Here is a 16,586-nt window from a genome sequence, read left to right as displayed (position 1 = left end):
ATGTTTTGGGCAAAAATCCAAGAAACACCCTTTGATTCAGAGATTCCAAATCTGGATCAACAAATCCAAACGAATAATTGCGGCGCGCTGGTCAGCTTTAAAGGCGTTGTGCGTGGATATGATGAACAAGAACCACTAAGCTATCTTTATCTTGAGCATTTCCCTAAAGTCACAGAGCAAGAAATTGAACGCATTCTTCAACTTGCCAAAGAATATTGGGAAATTAAGAGTGCTTTTGTTATCCACCGTGTAGGCAGACTTAATGTCGGGGAAAGTATTGTGCTGGTTATGGTTTCGGCCTCTCACCGCAAAGCTGCTTTTGAAGCATCTGAGTTCATCATGGATTATTTAAAAACTGAAGCACCATTCTGGAAAAAAGAATTTTTTCAAAATGGCACCTCTCGTTGGGTTGAAGCAAAAACAACAGATCTTGAACAAAAGAAACGCTGGCAAATTTCATGAAGTCTAAGCGTATTATAACAGGTGTAATCCTAGCAGGTGGCGAGGGTCGACGTATGGGAAGGAAAAATAAAGGGCTTATTCCTTTTAATAACCTTCCTTTAATTCATTACGTCCTTCAACAATTACGCCCTCAACTAGATCACATCATCATTAGCGCGAATGAGGATATTTTAACCTATCAAGGCTTTGGATTTCCTGTTGTTTCTGATCAAACAGAATGGCAAGGTAAAGGGCCACTGTCAGGCATTCTCAGCACCTCTGCGTTGATCCCAAAAGAGACTGATGCTGTTCTTGTTACCCCTTGCGATACCCCTTTTCTTCCTGACAATCTCATTTCTACTTTAGCAAACGCTTTATATAGTCAACCAAAATATGAAATTGCCTACGCTGCAACAGCCGACAGAATTCATCCCAGTATCTTTTTATATAAACCCCATATTAATAGCACATTGTCTGATCATTTAAGCCAAGAACAATATAGTTTAAAATCTTGGATTTTTAAGCATAATTCTATTAAAACTATTTTTGAAGATGAACATGCATTTACCAATATGAACGATATGCAAACCCTTCATCAAAACCAATAGGAAACTCTATCATGCTCGATTATTATCAAGCACTCCATGATTTATTAACTCAAAATATCCCCTCTTTAAAAAAACAAACCGTTTCATTACAAGAAGCTGATTGTCTTATTCTCGCTGAAAACCTGACTGTGCAATATGACACACCGTTCTTTAGCAATAGCGCAATGGATGGCTATGCTTTGGGTGGTGATATTGATACATGCCAAGAATGGAAAATTATTCATCGTATTGCCGCTGGTGATACCGCACAATCCATGACTTTAAAAACTGGCGAAGCTGCTCGAATCTTTACTGGCGCCCCTATCCCAGAAGGCACGACTGCGGTTATTCAGCAAGAAAACACGGAAGTAAACGACTCTATTTTAACGCTTACGTCTCCTGTAAAAAAAGGTCAGAATATTCGCTATCAAGCCGAAGAGTTAAAAAAAGGAGATGTTTTCCTTTCTTCTGGTCAATATATTACCCCTGCGGTTATTGCTTTACTGGCTAGCCAAGGATATGCACAAATCCCAGTTTTTAAACCATTAACCATTTATGTGTTTTCAACAGGAAATGAACTAATTAATCCAGGTGAAACGTTAAGTGCTGGTCAAATCTATGATGCTAATCGTTATTTGCTTCTCTCATGGTTAAAACAAACCCCTCATCAGATTATTGATGCAGGAACCTTACCCGATAACAAAGAAGCAACCGAGCAAGCACTCAGCAATGCCAGTCAAAAAGCTGATATTATTATTACATCTGGTGGCGTTTCTGTTGGTGAAGAAGACCATGTTCATGCTGCGATTACAAAGCTAGGCAAATTAACTTTGTGGAAGCTTGCTATCAAACCAGGGAAACCATTTGCATGGGGCGAAATTGATAAAGCAACTGTCTTTATGCTCCCAGGCAATCCTGTCAGCACCTTTGTAACATTCCAACAATTGGTTGTCCCTGCCCTGAAAAGATTATCAGGCATTGCATTAGAACATTGTATGCCAAAAGCAGTCATGGCCAAAACAACGTTCTCAACAAAAAAGACACAAAGTCGCAAAGAGTTCTTAAGAGTTCAACTGCAACCCAGTGCTACTGGACTTTATGTCAAACTTCTTGCACATCAAGGATCTGCAATGCTCTCTGCATTCACACAAGCAGATGCATTGGCTGAAATACCAGAAAATACTCTGGTTCATGAAAATGACTATATCAAAGTCTACCCTCTTTCTTACAATTTCAACGCATAAAATCATTTGAGTATTTATTATGGAAAAAATTAAAATTGGTCTTATTTCTATCAGCGACAGAGCCAGCAAAGGCATCTATGAAGATAAAGGCCTCCCTGCCCTTAAAGACTGGTTAAACCTCGCAGTTTTAAATGACAAAGAATATATCGAACATTTAATCCCAGATGAACAAGATCTGATTGAAAAGACACTTATTGAATTAGTCGATAAAGAAAAATGCCCTCTTGTTTTAACGACAGGCGGAACAGGCCCTTATATTCGTGACGTTACGCCAGATGCAACCCTTGCTGTTGCAGATAAAGTCATGCCTGGCTTTGGGGAACAAATGCGTCAAGTCAGTCTGTATTATGTGCCAACAGCGATTTTATCCAGACAAGTCGGTGTAATTCGTAAAAATAGCCTGATCTTAAACCTTCCTGGCCGTCCAAATGCGATTAAAGAAACTTTGGAAGGTGTTAAAGATGAAAACGGCAAAGTTAAAATTCATGGTGTTTTTGCCTCCGTTCCAATGTGTATCGAAGTCATCGGCGGCCCAAGAATGGAAACAGACGAAAAAATCGTCAAAGCATTCTTACCTAAAATATAATTAGCCACCTGTCATTGACATAATACGGTTAATTTTCTTTGGCTTTTCTAAGAAATCATGAGCTTGAGGTTTTAATTTAACAGCTTGCATAATCGCATTTTGTAATTCTTCATCACTACATTGATTTCTTAGCAAAGGCTTCAATTGAAAACTACTATCCTGCCCTAGGCACATTAATAAAGTGCCATCAACGGTTAAACGAACACGATTGCACGTCTCACAAAAATGCTGAGATAAAGGCGTAATTAACCCAAGATTAACAAACCCATTTTCGGTTTCCCAATATCTGGCTGGGCCATTTCCAATTTTCTTACTAGTTGGGTGTAAATTAAACTTCTTCTCTAATTTTTGAACGGTTTCTTGTAAATAGACAGAAGCAGTGCTGCGCCCACTTTCACCCATCGGCATCACTTCTATCAAACATAAAATATATTGTTGCTGAATACAGAAACGCAACATCTCTTCGACTTCGTCAAAGTTACGGTCTGGCATCACCACCATATTAATCCGAACTCTTTCAAAACCTGCTTTTTTTGCTGCCGACAATCCAGCCAAAATATTATCTAAACAATTACTACCTGTTATTTCTTCCATCTGTTTAGAATTAAGCGTATCTAAACTAATATTTAATCGATCTAAACCTGCTTCGAATAAAGCCTCTGCTTTATCAGCAAGTAAAGTCGCATTGGTTGTCATGGACAAGTCTTTTACTTGCTCCATCGCCTTCATATCACGAACCAACTCAACAATATTTTTACGAAGTAAAGGCTCTCCGCCTGTTAAACGAAAGTGATGAGTGCCTAAGACTGAAAAATTATAAACTACACGCAAAATTTCTTCGGTAGATATCCAATGATCAGAAGCCTCAAACCCTTTAAAGCCCTTCGGAATACAGTAATTACATCTTAAATTACAGCGGTCTGTAACAGATATTCTTAAGTAATCTATCGTTCTACCAAAATCATCGATAAGCATTATACAGACCGTTCTAACAATAATAACCGTTTTTAAAAACTATACTCTAATCTATACGTGTATTTTTCCTACATTACATATAAATTTTATCTTTTTTATATCAATAACAAGCCTCTAATTTTTTAACTTTCCATCCTCTAAGAACAAAACATCATCAGCAAAAAAATCGATATCTTCTGGATCATGGGAAATAATTAGTAATAAACAGTTTATTTGTTGTTGAATATTTTTAATCTCGTCCCGTAAACGCTGGCGTAACTGATAATCCAACATTGAAAAAGGTTCATCAAGCAATAAGAGTTTTGGCTTGGTTATTAGGGCTCTTGCCAATGCTACTCTTTGCTGTTGTCCACCAGATAATTCATGAGGATATTGATGCGCTAAATTAGATAGTTCAAAACGCTCTAATAATCCCTCCACCTCTTTGCTAAACTGATGTTTCGTTGGATTAAAAATCCCTCTTCTCAAAGAAAAAAAAATATTTTGTTGCACCGTCAAATGTGGAAATAAACTATAAGCTTGAAAAAAATAAGCTAAATTTCTTTGTTGCGGTTTTAAATTAATCTGTTGTATTTCATCAAAAAAAATACGATCCCCAATGTTAATAAATCCCGTATCAGGCGTAACTAATCCAGCGATCATTTTAATTAACGTTGTTTTTCCAGCACCAGAAGGGCCAAAAATAGCAACAGACTGGCATGAAGATGCATATTCCAACGTTAATTGAAAAGAACGTTGAGGCGTTAATAATGTTTTTTGAATATTCCAATTAAAATTCATCATCAACCATTAATAAAAAATTTTATGACCGGTTAGTTTTTTAGCAATAACTAAAACAAAAATACAAACAATCGATAAAATAATGACTGCTATATTCGCAGCATGGTCATTTCCCTCTTGCACAGCTTCATAAATGGCAATCGACAAAGTTTCCGTTTTTCCTGGAATACTGCCTGCGACCATTAAGGTTGCACCAAACTCTCCCAATGCTCTAGCAAAAGACAATAATAGACCTGCAAAAATCCCTCTCCAGGCCAATGGTAAAATAATCCGAAAGAAAATAGAAAGATCAGAAATACCTAAAACACTTGCAGCTTGTTCATAACAAGGATTAACAGTTTCAAAAGCAGTTCTGGTTGGTTTAAAAACCAACGGAAAAGTTACAATTGTTGCGGCAATCACAGCCCCTTGCCAGGTAAAGATTAAATTAATATCGAAATATTTCTGTAAAACCTGTCCAACCCAACCATGTCGGCCTAATAGAACCAACAAATAATATCCCAAAACAGTTGGAGGCATCACCATAGGCAACGTCAAAATCGTATCTAGGAATTCTCTACCAATAAATTTTTTACGTGCAAGCAAAAAGCCAATCGGGACAGCAATGAATAGATTAAGAAAAACCGAACACCCTGCAACTTTTAAAGATAAAAATAAAGCATCCCAAGAAAAATTCATCATCTGCGTTTCTAATGCTTAATGAGAAACACTAATAAAGCCATATTTTTCTAAAATATTTTGCCCTGTAGGAGATAAAACAAAATCAATAAACTCTTGGGCATTTTTATTGTCTATTTTTTGTTTAACCAATGCTATGGGATAACAAATCGAATGATTCAAAGAGAAATCTTGTAAAATTTTCACTTTATCAGACAAAATAGCAGCGTCACTATGATAAACAAATCCAACATTTACTTCATCACGAGCAACATAGTCCAGCACTTGCCGAACATTTTGTCCAATAATTAACTTGGCTTGAAGTTTATTCCAAAGTTGATTTTGCTCTAAAAGCTTTTGCGTATACCGACCAGCTGGAACAATTTTAGGCTGTCCTACCGCAATCTTTTGAATATCAGACTGTAATAAATCATTTAAATTTTGTACGTGTAAAACGCTCTGAACAGGTGCGATTAACACGAGACTATTATACGTAAAATCTTTTCTAGATTGCTCTACAATCAAACCTTTTTTAACAGCCTGATCCATTGTCTCTTCGTCAGCAGAAGCAAAAATATCAGCAGGTGCACCTTGATCTATTTGTTGTAATAAACTGCCAGATGCACCAAAATTGAATAAAATTTTATCCGTAGGATGTTTCGCTTCATAAATTTTGGCCATTTCTTTAAAAGCATTGCTTAAGCTCACTGCTGCCGAAACAACAATGTCATTCGCTTTTGCATATTGTAATCCACTAAAGAGAATTACGACTGCAACTAAGAAACGTAAAACATTTTTACGAATAAAATAATATTCTTTCATCACTTCAATCTTTGTCTTATGAACGAGGTCTAACCAACTGCCATTTACGCGTTACATAAGTTACCATTCCAAAACCGCTGAAAATATGTACTAAACGCGTAAATGGGAAGATAGCAAATAAACTCATGCCCATAAACAAATGAATTTTGAAAATAATCGAAGCATTCTCGACATAGCTTGCAGCATCGCCACGAACGGTTACCACATGTTGTGCCCATGTCATTAAACGAACCATTTCATGACCATCTAAGTGCTGTGCGGAAACCCCAATAGTAGACAATCCAAGACATAATGTAACAAACAACCACAAAAGTAATAATTTATCACGCCATGTGCTGTTCTTCGTTAAACGATCTACTGAAAAGCGTCTGTGAATTAAGATAACAAGTCCAATAAAACACATGCTCCCCATAACACCACCAGCACTCATAGCCACCATTTGTTTTAAAGAATGGCTGACCCCTAATGTATCCCATACGATCACAGGTGTTAACAGTCCAACAAGGTGACCAAAGAATAGTCCCAATATACCAACATGGAACAAAATGCTACCAACGCGTAATTGGCCACGATATAAAAGCTGACTAGAATCGCTTTTCCAAGAATATTGTTCACGTTCAAATCGGATTAGACATCCTACAATAAAAATGACCAGAACAATATATGGATAAATTCCAAAAATAAATTGATCAAGATACAACATGATTTGCCTCTTTATTTTGCGTTGAACACAGTTTACATGCATTGGGTTGTAACAAAGGTTCAACACCTTCCATATTAGGGCCGAACTTTTCCATAGCCTCATCCATATCTCGTATAGGAGGAGTCACAAGAGGCTGTGGTTTTACAGGTGAGTATGTTTCTAAAAGATCAAAAATACCTGTATAAACAGAATTCGCGTCCCTTAGTTTCTTCCCAATATGACCAATCACATCAATGGCTGCACCCAATAACTCTTTGGCTTGATCTGGCTGACAAACTGATAAAAATTCTAAAAATAATGGCAAGTAATCTGGCAATTCATCCATTACCGTAATTTCATAACCATTATCTTGATATTCATGCATCAAATCAACCAATGCTTGACCACGCACACGATCTTCACCGTGAATATGTTCAAACATATGCAATGAATAATTTCTACCTCTATCAAACGTATTTACATAGTCTTCTTGTAAGGTAATCAAATCCTTTTGTGCAAACTCCTGCAATAAAGGAGATACACAAGCAGCATCAACACCCAAACCTGTTAACCGATCTGTAATCTCTGGAACAGCATCAAGAATTTCTTGATCCGGATAGCAAAGAAGAATGGAGAGTATTTTGTAGATTTCCATTAGCTATTACTTTCCTTATCTTTATTTCGCTCTCTATCAAGAATATTATCATGGAAAACGATAGGTGCAGATTTCTTACCAAACAAGCTCGCTTTGCTGACACCGTCAGAACAACCATTCCCAAAAGAGAAACCACAAGACGCTTTATCTTCAAAAGCATTCTCAACCATTTCTTTATGAGAAGATGGAATAACAAAACGATCTTCGTAATTGGCAATCGCCATGACTTGATACATTTCGTTAACTTGTTCTTCTGTCAAATGCATTTTTTCAATAATGCTTAGATCTGGTTGTTGATCCACAGATTTGCTGCGCATATAACGACGCATTGCAATCATGGTTTCTAATGCTTCAACGATTGGCTCTTCTTTACCAGCGGTTAAAAGGTTCGCAAGATAACGCACAGGAATACGCAAATCTTTAATTCCAGGAATAATACCTTCTTCACCAATCATCCCTTGTTCAACAGCAGATTGAATCGGAGACAAAGGAGGAATATACCAAACCATCGGTAATGTACGATATTCAGGATGAAGTGGGAATGCCACTTTCCAATCCACTGCCATTTTATAAACAGGTGATTTCTTCGCTGCATCTAACCAACTTTGAGGAATCCCTTGCTTAATTGCTTCTGCAATCACTTCTGGATCATTTGGATCTAAGAACATGTCCAATTGAGATTGATATAAATCCTGAGGATTTTCAGTAGAAGCAGCTTGTTCAATCTTATCGGCATCATATAACAAGACGCCTAAATAACGAATACGTCCAACGCATGTTTCTGAACAAACTGTTGGCTGTCCGCCCTCAATTCTTGGGTAACAGAAAATACATTTTTCAGATTTTCCAGAAACCCAGTTATAATAAATCTTCTTATAAGGACATCCAGACACACACATACGCCAACCACGACATTTATCTTGGTCAATCAAGACAATCCCGTCATCTTCACGTTTATAAATCGATCCAGAAGGACAACTTGCAATACAAGCTGGATTTAAACAATGTTCACATAATCTTGGTAAATACATCATGAATGTATTTTCAAAAGTAGACATCATTTCCTTTTGGATACCATCGAACAACGCGTCCTTGGCTCTTTTAGCAAACTCACCACCAAGATCATCTTCCCAGTTTGGACCCCATTCAATCTTGTCCATTTTTTTACCCGTTAATACGGAAACTGGGCGTGCAGTTGGCGGAGTTTTCATATCAGGAGCATTTTGTAAATGCTCATAATCATACGTAAAAGGTTCGTAATAATCATCTATTTGTGGCAAATCAGGATTGGCAAAAATATTTGCCATAATCTTTAATTTACCACCTTGGCGAGGTTGTAACTTACCATTTTTAACAATCCATCCGCCTTTATACTTATCTTGGTTTTCCCATTCTTTTGGAAAACCAACACCAGGTTTGGTTTCTACGTTGTTAAACCAAGCATATTCAACACCATCACGACTGGTCCAAACATTTTTACAAGTCACTGAACATGTATGACATCCAATACATTTGTCCAGATTCAATACCATGCCAATTTGTGCTCTAATTTTCATTCTTCTAACCCTCGCCTATGCTTTCACATTTGATTGAGCTAAATTGTCGGTTTCTTGTAACCAATCAACTTTTTTCATTTTACGAACCACAACAAACTCATCACGATTAGAGCCCACTGTTCCATAGTAGTTAAACCCATAAGAAAGTTGAGCATAGCCACCAATCATATGCGTTGGTTTTAAAACAGCACGCGTCACAGAGTTATGAATACCACCGCGTTTTTTAGAAACTTCGGCACCCGGTACATTGATAATTTTTTCTTGAGCGTGATACATCAAAGTCATTCCTTCTGGAATACGCTGACTGACCACTGCTCTTGCGGTTAACGTACCATTTAAGTTAAAGACTTCGATCCAATCATTATCAACAATGCCAGCTTTCTGCGCATCAATCTCAGAAACCCAAACATGTGGACCACCACGAGAAAGCGTTAACATTCTAAGGTTATCGGAATACGTACTATGAATTCCCCATTTTTGGTGAGGTGTTAAGAAATTCAGAACTATTTCTGGATTTCCATTACCATGCTGCCCCAAAACCTTTTTCGTTGTTTTTAAATCAACAAAAGGTTTGTAAACACACAGACTTTCACCAAATGCACGCATCCATTGATGATCTTGATAGAATTGTTGTCTTCCTGTGATTGTTCTCCAAGGAATTAACTCATGAACGTTGGTATAACCTGCGTTATAACTAACAGTTTCACTTTCCAAACCAGACCAAGTTGGTGAAGAAATAATCTTACGAGGTTGTGCTTGAACGTCTCTAAAACGAATAGTGTCATGTTCACGAGGCAATGCCAAAGGTGTGTGATCTAACCCTGTTATTTTAGATAATGCGCCCCAAGCTTTAACCGCAATATGACCATTGGTTTCTGGTGCTAATGTCAAAATCATTTCAGCAGCATCAACCGCAGTATCCAGTTTAGGTTGACCTTTTGCGACACCATCTTGAACCACTTTGTTCAAACCACGAAGGACATCAACTTCATGTTTAGTATCCCAGCTGATCCCTTTACCGCCATTCCCTACTTTTTCAAGTAATGGGCCTACAGAAGTATATTTCTGATAGGTTTCACCGTAGTTTCTTTCAACCACAGTCATTGCAGGCATTGTTTTACCAGGAATAGGATCACATTCGCCTTTTTTCCAATCTTTCACATCGAAAGGTTGACCAAGCTCTTGTGGCGTATCATGCATTAATGGCGTTAAGACTAAATCTTTTTGAACACCCAAATAATCCCCAGCAAGATCACTAAATTTATGTGCAATCCCTTTAAAGATTTCCCAATCACTCTTACTTTGCCATAGAGGCTGAATCGCTTCACTTAAAGGATGAATGAAAGGATGCATATCTGAAGTATTCAGATCGTCTTTTTCATACCATGTTGCCGTTGGTAGAATAACATCTGCATATAAACAAGTTGTAGACATACGGAAATCAAGTACCACCATCAAATCTAACTTGCCTTCTGCAGCAGGTCTTACCGTAATTTCTTGTGGTTTAATACAATCTTCTTCCTCACTTAACAGTGCATTTTGAGTTCCCAATAAATATTTAAGGAAATATTCATGCCCTTTACCGGAAGATCCTAAAATATTAGAACGCCAGACAAACATATTTCTTGGGAAATTCTTTGGATTGTCAGGATCATTACAAGACATATCCAAAGACCCATCTTTTAAGCCTTCAACAGCAAAAGCAACAGGATCTTTAGACGCTGCAGCAGCTTGTTTTGTGATATCCAATGGGTTGGTTGTTAATTGTGGGGCGGAAGGTAACCATCCTAGACGTTCAGCTTTAGCATTACAATCAATTAACGACATATCTGCAAACTGGTTTAGCGCCGTAGATGATGTAATTTCATTAAGACCTAATTTTTCGTGACGCCACTGACTAGTGTGATTATAGAAGAATGACGTTCCATTCATTTGACGTACTGGGCGATACCAATCCAATCCAAAAGCAAGCGGTGCCCAACCAGTCTGAGGTCTTAATTTTTCTTGTCCAACATAATGGCACCAACCGCCACCACTTTGCCCAATACACCCACACATCATCAGCATATTGATAATCCCACGATAGGTCATATCCATATGATACCAATGATTCAATGCAGCACCGACAATAACCATACTCTTACCATTGGTTTTGTCAGCATTTTGAGCAAATTCACGCGCAACTTGTATCACTAATTCAGGTTTTACACCTGTATGAGCTTGCTGCCAGCCTGGAGTATAAGGAACGTCATCAAAATAATCTTTTGCTCCATCCCCTAATCCGCGATCAATACTGTAATTCGCAGCCATTAAATCAAAGACTGTCGTTACATATTTTTCTGATCCATCAGCAAGTGTAATTTTCTTCACAGGCACTTTACGGGTAAATTGTTCATTCTCCCCTTCACCTGCAAAATAATCAAATCCAACATCTAGCACTTGGTCATGAGAATCTAAGATAGATAACTGAGCTTTAATCGCTTGCCCTTGGCTATCTTGCTCTTGAAGATTCCAACGCCCATTATCGCCCCATCTAAACCCGATAGAACCTTTAGGTGTAACAATTTTTCCTGTGGTTTCATCAAGAACTAATGTTTTCCACTCTGGATTGGTTTCTTCATTAAGATTATCAGCTAAATGACTAGCTCTTAGGAAATAATTTGGTAAATAATGATCGCCTTGTGGTTCAAGCATAACCAACATTGGCATATCTGTATATTGACGGCAGTAACTGGTAAAATAATCAGAAGGATTATCTAAATGGAACTCTTTAAAAATTACATGCCCCATTGCCATCGCAAGCGCAGCATCTGTTCCTTGTTTAGGAGCAAGCCAAATATCACCAAATTTAACCATTTCACCATAATCAGATGAAACAGCAACCGTTTTGGTTCCTTTATATCTTACTTCTGTATAGAAATGAGCATCTGGCGTTCTGGTCATCGGAACGTTTGAGCCCCAAACCATTAAGTAAGTCGAATTATACCAATCTGCAGATTCTGGAACGTCTGTTTGCTCACCCCATACTTGAGGGCTGGCAGGAGGTAAATCGCAATACCAATCATAGAAAGATAAAGGCACCCCACCGATCAAAGATAAATATCTTGAACCAGAAGCATAACTAACCATAGACATCGCAGGAATTGGAGAGAAGCCAATCACACGGTCTGGGCCAAAATTCTTAACCGTATAGTTATTTGCTGCAGCAATAACCTCATTCACTTCATCCCAAGTAGAGCGAACAAATCCACCCAACCCACGACGAGATTTATAAGATTTAGCTATTTCTGGAGTTTGGCTAATATATTCCCAAGCAGAAATAGGATCTTTACTCTTACGCGCTTCACGCCATAATTGCGCGAGCTTTCCTCTCAACATTGGATATTTCACCCGTTGAGCAGAATAAACATACCAACTATAAGAAGCTCCACGAGGACAGCCTCTTGGTTCATGATTAGGCAAATCTGGACGTGTACGAGGATAGTTAACCTGTTGTGTTTCCCACGTAATCAACCCACTTTTGACATAAATCTGCCAACTACAAGACCCAGTACAGTTCACCCCATGAGTAGAACGTACAATTTTATCATGCTGCCAACGTTGACGATAAGCGTTTTCCCACTTTCTATCTTCTTGAACAACAGCGCCATGGCCATTTGCAAAAGTGCTTTTAGTTCTTTTAAAGAATGATAAACGATCTAATAAGTGACTCATAATTTCCACCAACTCTTAAGATATAATACGAATTTAACATGCACTTTTTGCGCTTTTACGAAGATAGAACCACCAGTTCACCAACAAGCAAGAACAGTAATAAGCAACAAAACAACAGAACGCTAAATAGAATGATCCTGTATAGGCCACTGCTGTTCCGCAAAGTTTTGGAATAATAAATCCACCATAAGCACCAATCGCACCCATAAACCCAAGAACAGCACCTGTTTCTTTAATAGAATTCTTTGCAGAATCTTCAGGTTTGATATTTGTTAATGCAGCAAGTCTGCGATGGAAGATACCAAACACAACAGGGGTTTGTGCAAAAACGGATCCATTTCCTAATCCCACGAAAACGAAAACAAGCATAAAGCTAATAAAGAAACCCATAAAGTTTCCAGCATGTCCTGCTTCAGGTAAGAAGTATAATACCGCTAGTGTAAAAATAACAACGCCAATAAAAGCAATTTGAGTAACAATTGTAGGACGGATTTTATCAGAAATCATTCCGCCAACCACTCGGAAAATAGAGCCTAATAATGGGCCTAAAAATGCAAATTTTAATGGATCAATATCTGCGAATTCATGTTTCACAAGCATAGGAAATACAGCTGAGTAACCAATAAAAGACCCAAACATCCCTAAATATAACCAACATAAAATCCAGTTATCTTTACGTCCAAAAATTACAGATTGATCCGAAAAAGATGCCTTTGCAGAAGCAATATCATTCATTCCAAAGAAAATGAAAAATAAAACAATCACAATCAAGGGAACCCACACAAAACCCACATTTTGAATCCAAACAGAAACATCATGACCATTTTGCACAACGGTTTTAGCATCACCACCAAAAGCACCAAAAATACCCATACCAATGACTAAAGGAGCGGCAAATTGAAGAACTGAAACGCCGATATTACCTAAACCAGCATTCACGCCAGTTGCATATCCTTTTTCAGATTTAGGAAAAAAGTAACCAATATTCGCCATAGAAGAACTAAAGTTACCACCACCAAAACCACATAATAAAGCAATAATTGCCATTGTTGTAAAACTGGTTTCTGGGTTTTGAACACTTATTCCAAACCATACCAAAGGAATTAATAAAGCAGCTGTTGAAACAAACGTCCATTTACGGCCACCAAAAATTGGTACCATGAAAGCATAAAATATACGTAACGTAGCACCTGATAATGCTGGTAAAGCAGTCAATAGCATTAATTGGTTAGGGGTATAATTAAAACCTAATTTAGGTAAATAAATAACCACCACGCTCCATAAAGACCAAACAACAAAAGCCAGTAAAAGAGCTGGAACAGAAATCCATAGATTCCGTGTTGCTACTCTTTTTCCTTCCTTTTGCCAAAACTCTTTATTTTCTGGCTCCCAGTTTGTTAATAAATTGGACATGCATAGGTTCCTATTACAAGATAATTACTTCTGTAATTTACTAGGCAAAAGATCAAATGACTCTTCAGTAAACGACGTATTTTGCCTCTAAAATTGTATATCACTCTAATGCATTTAAATAAGTTAACCTATTCCTCTTAAGGAGCAACAAGCACTATATACTCGACTAGGTATTATATAATACTTTTGGATTAGTTTTCTTTGTTACGTTTTATGATACAAATACAATATCTATATATATTTCAAGTGATTAATCGATATTGCTTTTTTACCTATAATCTCTTTTTTTCTTTACCCTTAATTACCATAGATCTGAAGGGCTGATCTATTTTATATGTTTTATTTGACAAATAATAAATATAATCCAACAGAACTTAAAACTAAATAAATATTATCTGTAACTAGGGAATACCGTGTAAACGGGTCAGCTACCATCTTTATTGATCTCGTAACAACATTAAAATATGTTGACTATCTCTTCCATCAAACTAAATATGATGATCTCTAATCACGAATGTTAACCGTCTAATCAAATATTTTAAATAACGAAATGAAAAAAATATCACGCCGACATAGTCTTTCCCTTAAACTACTCATTTCAGTTATTGTATGGGTTACAGGTGCAATTGTCTTTACAGGATATGCACTTGCATTGCTCTGGCAGCTAGAGAACGCTGGAAAAGATATCAATTATGCAGGTAGCTTACGTATGACCATTTATCATATGGTTACCTTAACTACGCAACCTAATCATCAAAAGCCATTACAAGAACAACAAGATAAATTTGTTTTAACACTAAACAATCTATTAAAATCAGATAGAAATAATTTTATTTTTCCTAATAACGTTAAAATTGATGATCAAATACAGATTATTAAACAATATTATCAACATAAACTCATCCCCATTATCAGCCCATCCAACCCATCCAACCCATCCAGCCGGATTCTGACCCAAACACAACTAAATACAATCGATGAATTTGTGGAAAATATTAATTGTCTGGTTAAATTAATAGAAAACCAAAATACACAAAACATCGTTTGGCTTCGATTTATACAAACCATTCTGATTATTATGGTTATATTTACAGCCTTTTCCGCAATTTATCTTTTATATCGTTTTATCATTAGCCCATTAACTCGCTTACAAGCCGCGATTCAACAATTAAGCTTAGGAAATTTATCCGAACGTATTACCATTATCAACAAAGATGAATTTAGCGTTGTATCAGAAGGCTTTAATAAAATGGCCGACAATTTACAAGACCTATATAACAATCTTGAACAAAAAGTTTCTTTAAAAACCATTGCACTTGAAGAAAAAAATCATGAACTTGCCATCCTCTATGATATGACGACATTTTTACATGAGTGTCATATGCAAGATACGGTGTTAGAAAGCTTCTTAGATAAAGTTATTAAGCTAGGAGACGCAGATGGTGGCTTTATCGGGCTATTAAATAAAGAGAAAACAGCTTTAGATTTTTTATATAGTCAAGGCTTACCAAAACAATCAGAAATCGTAAAAAAATGCTATTTCTCTGCACATTGTTTCTTTGACGTTTCTGTTTTACCAAAAAATCCAAACCCTATTTATATTCAAACAAAACAAAATAACAACTTACAGCTTTCTATTCCGAACTGTATTAAAGTTGCTTACGACCATTTTGTTATTTTTCCTATTTGGCATAATAATAATGAAATCGGGATGGTTGTTTTATATTTTACTAACCCAAGAACCTCTTCAGAGCACGAAAAGCAAACCCATTATTTAATCAAAACATTAGTTCAACAACTGGCTATTTCTGTCGAAAACCAACATCTAACCTTAAAAGAAAAACAGCTTGCTATCCTTGAAGAAAGGAATATGATCGCACAAGGATTACATGACAGTATTGCTCAATCCCTTTCTTTCTTAAATCTGCAAGCTCAGATGCTAGAAAAAGCAATCGATCATAAAGATTATAATCGCATTAAACAAAATCTCAGTTTCATCCAAAAAGGTATTCAAGAATCCTATGAAGATGTTCGAGAACTTCTTTTAAACTTTAGAACTAAAATTAATCATACAGAAAATTTTGAAGAGGTTATCCAAAAAGTCTTAAAGCGCTTCAAATCGCAAACAAAAATTGCTATTGAAGCAGAAAATTTCAATCAACAATTTTTCTTAACTCAACAGCAACAATTACAAGTTGTCTTTATTTTACAAGAAACCTTATCCAATATTCGTAAACACTCATTATGCACCCATGCCAAAGTCACCTTTACAAGTGATAAAAACTTTACGATGCGTATTGAAGATAATGGTGTAGGTTTCGATATTAACATTATTAAAGAAAAAAAATTAAGCCATGTTGGTTTGTCTATTATGAAAGAAAGAACTGACAAAATTTCTGGAATCATTAATATTCAATCTGTTTTACAACATGGCACCACTATTGAGTTAATTATTCCTCAATCATAACTGGATT

The 16,586-nt window shown here is 36.7% G+C and carries 14 protein-coding genes; 5 read left to right on the top strand and 9 right to left on the bottom strand.

Going from position 1 to position 16,586, the window contains the following annotated elements; genetic code table 11:
- From CIN_RS08470 to mog, 4 genes are read left to right on the top strand one after another with little or no spacing between them, the layout of a single operon-like run.
- The gene (locus CIN_RS08470; protein WP_008854668.1) at positions 1 to 462 is read left to right on the top strand and encodes a molybdenum cofactor biosynthesis protein MoaE; all 462 of its coding nucleotides are present in this window, start codon (positions 1 to 3) and stop codon (positions 460 to 462) included.
- A complete protein-coding gene (gene mobA / locus CIN_RS08465) occupies positions 459 to 1,049 on the top strand; it encodes a molybdenum cofactor guanylyltransferase MobA (RefSeq protein WP_008854667.1) in 591 nt (196 codons plus the stop codon). The genes CIN_RS08470 and mobA overlap by 4 nt, the downstream gene beginning before the upstream one ends.
- 11 nt (positions 1,050 to 1,060) lie before the next feature.
- The gene (locus CIN_RS08460) at positions 1,061 to 2,272 is read left to right on the top strand and encodes a molybdopterin molybdotransferase MoeA (RefSeq protein ID WP_008854666.1); all 1,212 of its coding nucleotides are present in this window, start codon (positions 1,061 to 1,063) and stop codon (positions 2,270 to 2,272) included.
- 19 nt (positions 2,273 to 2,291) lie between these two features.
- Positions 2,292 to 2,858, top strand: a complete 567-nt coding sequence (gene mog, locus CIN_RS08455; RefSeq protein WP_008854665.1) for a molybdopterin adenylyltransferase — start codon at positions 2,292 to 2,294, stop codon at positions 2,856 to 2,858.
- Here mog and moaA read toward each other — a convergent pair whose 3' ends face one another.
- The 9 genes from moaA to CIN_RS08410 all read right to left on the bottom strand — a co-directional run bounded on the left by moaA (position 2,859) and on the right by CIN_RS08410 (position 14,112).
- On the bottom strand, positions 2,859 to 3,833 hold the full coding sequence (gene moaA, locus CIN_RS08450; protein WP_040364225.1) for a GTP 3',8-cyclase MoaA: 975 nt from the start codon (positions 3,831 to 3,833) through the stop codon (positions 2,859 to 2,861). It abuts the gene before it with no gap.
- Between the two features lie 114 nt (positions 3,834 to 3,947).
- Positions 3,948 to 4,616, bottom strand: coding sequence for an ABC transporter ATP-binding protein (locus CIN_RS08445; protein ID WP_008854663.1), 669 nt, complete (start codon positions 4,614 to 4,616; stop codon positions 3,948 to 3,950).
- Positions 4,617 to 4,622: 6 nt separating this feature from the next.
- Positions 4,623 to 5,294, bottom strand: a complete 672-nt coding sequence (modB, locus tag CIN_RS08440; RefSeq protein ID WP_008854662.1) for a molybdate ABC transporter permease subunit — start codon at positions 5,292 to 5,294, stop codon at positions 4,623 to 4,625.
- A 15-nt stretch (positions 5,295 to 5,309) separates the two neighbouring features.
- Positions 5,310 to 6,092, bottom strand: coding sequence for a molybdate ABC transporter substrate-binding protein (modA, locus tag CIN_RS08435; protein ID WP_008854661.1), 783 nt, complete (start codon positions 6,090 to 6,092; stop codon positions 5,310 to 5,312).
- 16 nt (positions 6,093 to 6,108) lie between these two features.
- Positions 6,109 to 6,795: a respiratory nitrate reductase subunit gamma gene (narI, locus tag CIN_RS08430; protein ID WP_008854660.1), complete on the bottom strand. Its 687-nt coding sequence runs from the start codon at positions 6,793 to 6,795 to the stop codon at positions 6,109 to 6,111.
- On the bottom strand, positions 6,782 to 7,429 hold the full coding sequence (gene narJ, locus CIN_RS08425; RefSeq protein WP_008854659.1) for a nitrate reductase molybdenum cofactor assembly chaperone: 648 nt from the start codon (positions 7,427 to 7,429) through the stop codon (positions 6,782 to 6,784). Before narJ ends, narI begins: the two co-directional genes overlap by 14 nt.
- A complete protein-coding gene (gene narH, locus CIN_RS08420) occupies positions 7,429 to 8,985 on the bottom strand; it encodes a nitrate reductase subunit beta (protein WP_040364222.1) in 1,557 nt (518 codons plus the stop codon). The genes narJ and narH overlap by 1 nt, the downstream gene beginning before the upstream one ends.
- Before the next feature lie 15 nt (positions 8,986 to 9,000).
- Positions 9,001 to 12,699, bottom strand: a complete 3,699-nt coding sequence (locus CIN_RS08415; protein ID WP_040364221.1) for a nitrate reductase subunit alpha — start codon at positions 12,697 to 12,699, stop codon at positions 9,001 to 9,003.
- A gap of 33 nt (positions 12,700 to 12,732) precedes the next feature.
- Positions 12,733 to 14,112 carry a NarK family nitrate/nitrite MFS transporter gene (locus CIN_RS08410; protein WP_008854656.1) on the bottom strand — a complete coding sequence of 460 codons (1,380 nt, stop codon included), beginning with the start codon at positions 14,110 to 14,112 and terminating at the stop codon, positions 12,733 to 12,735.
- A gap of 550 nt (positions 14,113 to 14,662) precedes the next feature.
- Here CIN_RS08410 and CIN_RS08405 point away from each other — a divergent pair.
- Positions 14,663 to 16,579 carry a histidine kinase gene (locus CIN_RS08405; protein ID WP_008854655.1) on the top strand — a complete coding sequence of 639 codons (1,917 nt, stop codon included), beginning with the start codon at positions 14,663 to 14,665 and terminating at the stop codon, positions 16,577 to 16,579.
- Positions 16,580 to 16,586: the final 7 nt, after the last annotated feature.

Origin of the sequence: Commensalibacter intestini A911, from assembly GCF_000231445.1 — a bacterium.
Classification (GTDB): domain Bacteria; phylum Pseudomonadota; class Alphaproteobacteria; order Acetobacterales; family Acetobacteraceae; genus Commensalibacter; species Commensalibacter intestini.
Note: the sequence above shows the minus strand (reverse complement) of the source record. Positions and strands in the feature narration are given on the sequence as shown.

What these genes read in the sequence shown, in the direction of transcription:
- CIN_RS08470 (WP_008854668.1), top strand. Translation starts at nt 1, where the DNA reads ATGTTTTGGGCAAAAATCCAAGAAACACCCTTTGATTCAGAGATTCCA.
- mobA (WP_008854667.1), top strand. Translation starts at nt 459, where the DNA reads ATGAAGTCTAAGCGTATTATAACAGGTGTAATCCTAGCAGGTGGCGAG.
- CIN_RS08460 (WP_008854666.1), top strand. Translation starts at nt 1,061, where the DNA reads ATGCTCGATTATTATCAAGCACTCCATGATTTATTAACTCAAAATATC.
- mog (WP_008854665.1), top strand. Translation starts at nt 2,292, where the DNA reads ATGGAAAAAATTAAAATTGGTCTTATTTCTATCAGCGACAGAGCCAGC.
- moaA (WP_040364225.1), bottom strand. Translation starts at nt 3,833, where the DNA reads ATGCTTATCGATGATTTTGGTAGAACGATAGATTACTTAAGAATATCT.
- CIN_RS08445 (WP_008854663.1), bottom strand. Translation starts at nt 4,616, where the DNA reads ATGATGAATTTTAATTGGAATATTCAAAAAACATTATTAACGCCTCAA.
- modB (WP_008854662.1), bottom strand. Translation starts at nt 5,294, where the DNA reads ATGATGAATTTTTCTTGGGATGCTTTATTTTTATCTTTAAAAGTTGCA.
- modA (WP_008854661.1), bottom strand. Translation starts at nt 6,092, where the DNA reads ATGAAAGAATATTATTTTATTCGTAAAAATGTTTTACGTTTCTTAGTT.
- narI (WP_008854660.1), bottom strand. Translation starts at nt 6,795, where the DNA reads ATGTTGTATCTTGATCAATTTATTTTTGGAATTTATCCATATATTGTT.
- narJ (WP_008854659.1), bottom strand. Translation starts at nt 7,429, where the DNA reads ATGGAAATCTACAAAATACTCTCCATTCTTCTTTGCTATCCGGATCAA.
- narH (WP_040364222.1), bottom strand. Translation starts at nt 8,985, where the DNA reads ATGAAAATTAGAGCACAAATTGGCATGGTATTGAATCTGGACAAATGT.
- CIN_RS08415 (WP_040364221.1), bottom strand. Translation starts at nt 12,699, where the DNA reads ATGAGTCACTTATTAGATCGTTTATCATTCTTTAAAAGAACTAAAAGC.
- CIN_RS08410 (WP_008854656.1), bottom strand. Translation starts at nt 14,112, where the DNA reads ATGTCCAATTTATTAACAAACTGGGAGCCAGAAAATAAAGAGTTTTGG.
- CIN_RS08405 (WP_008854655.1), top strand. Translation starts at nt 14,663, where the DNA reads ATGAAAAAAATATCACGCCGACATAGTCTTTCCCTTAAACTACTCATT.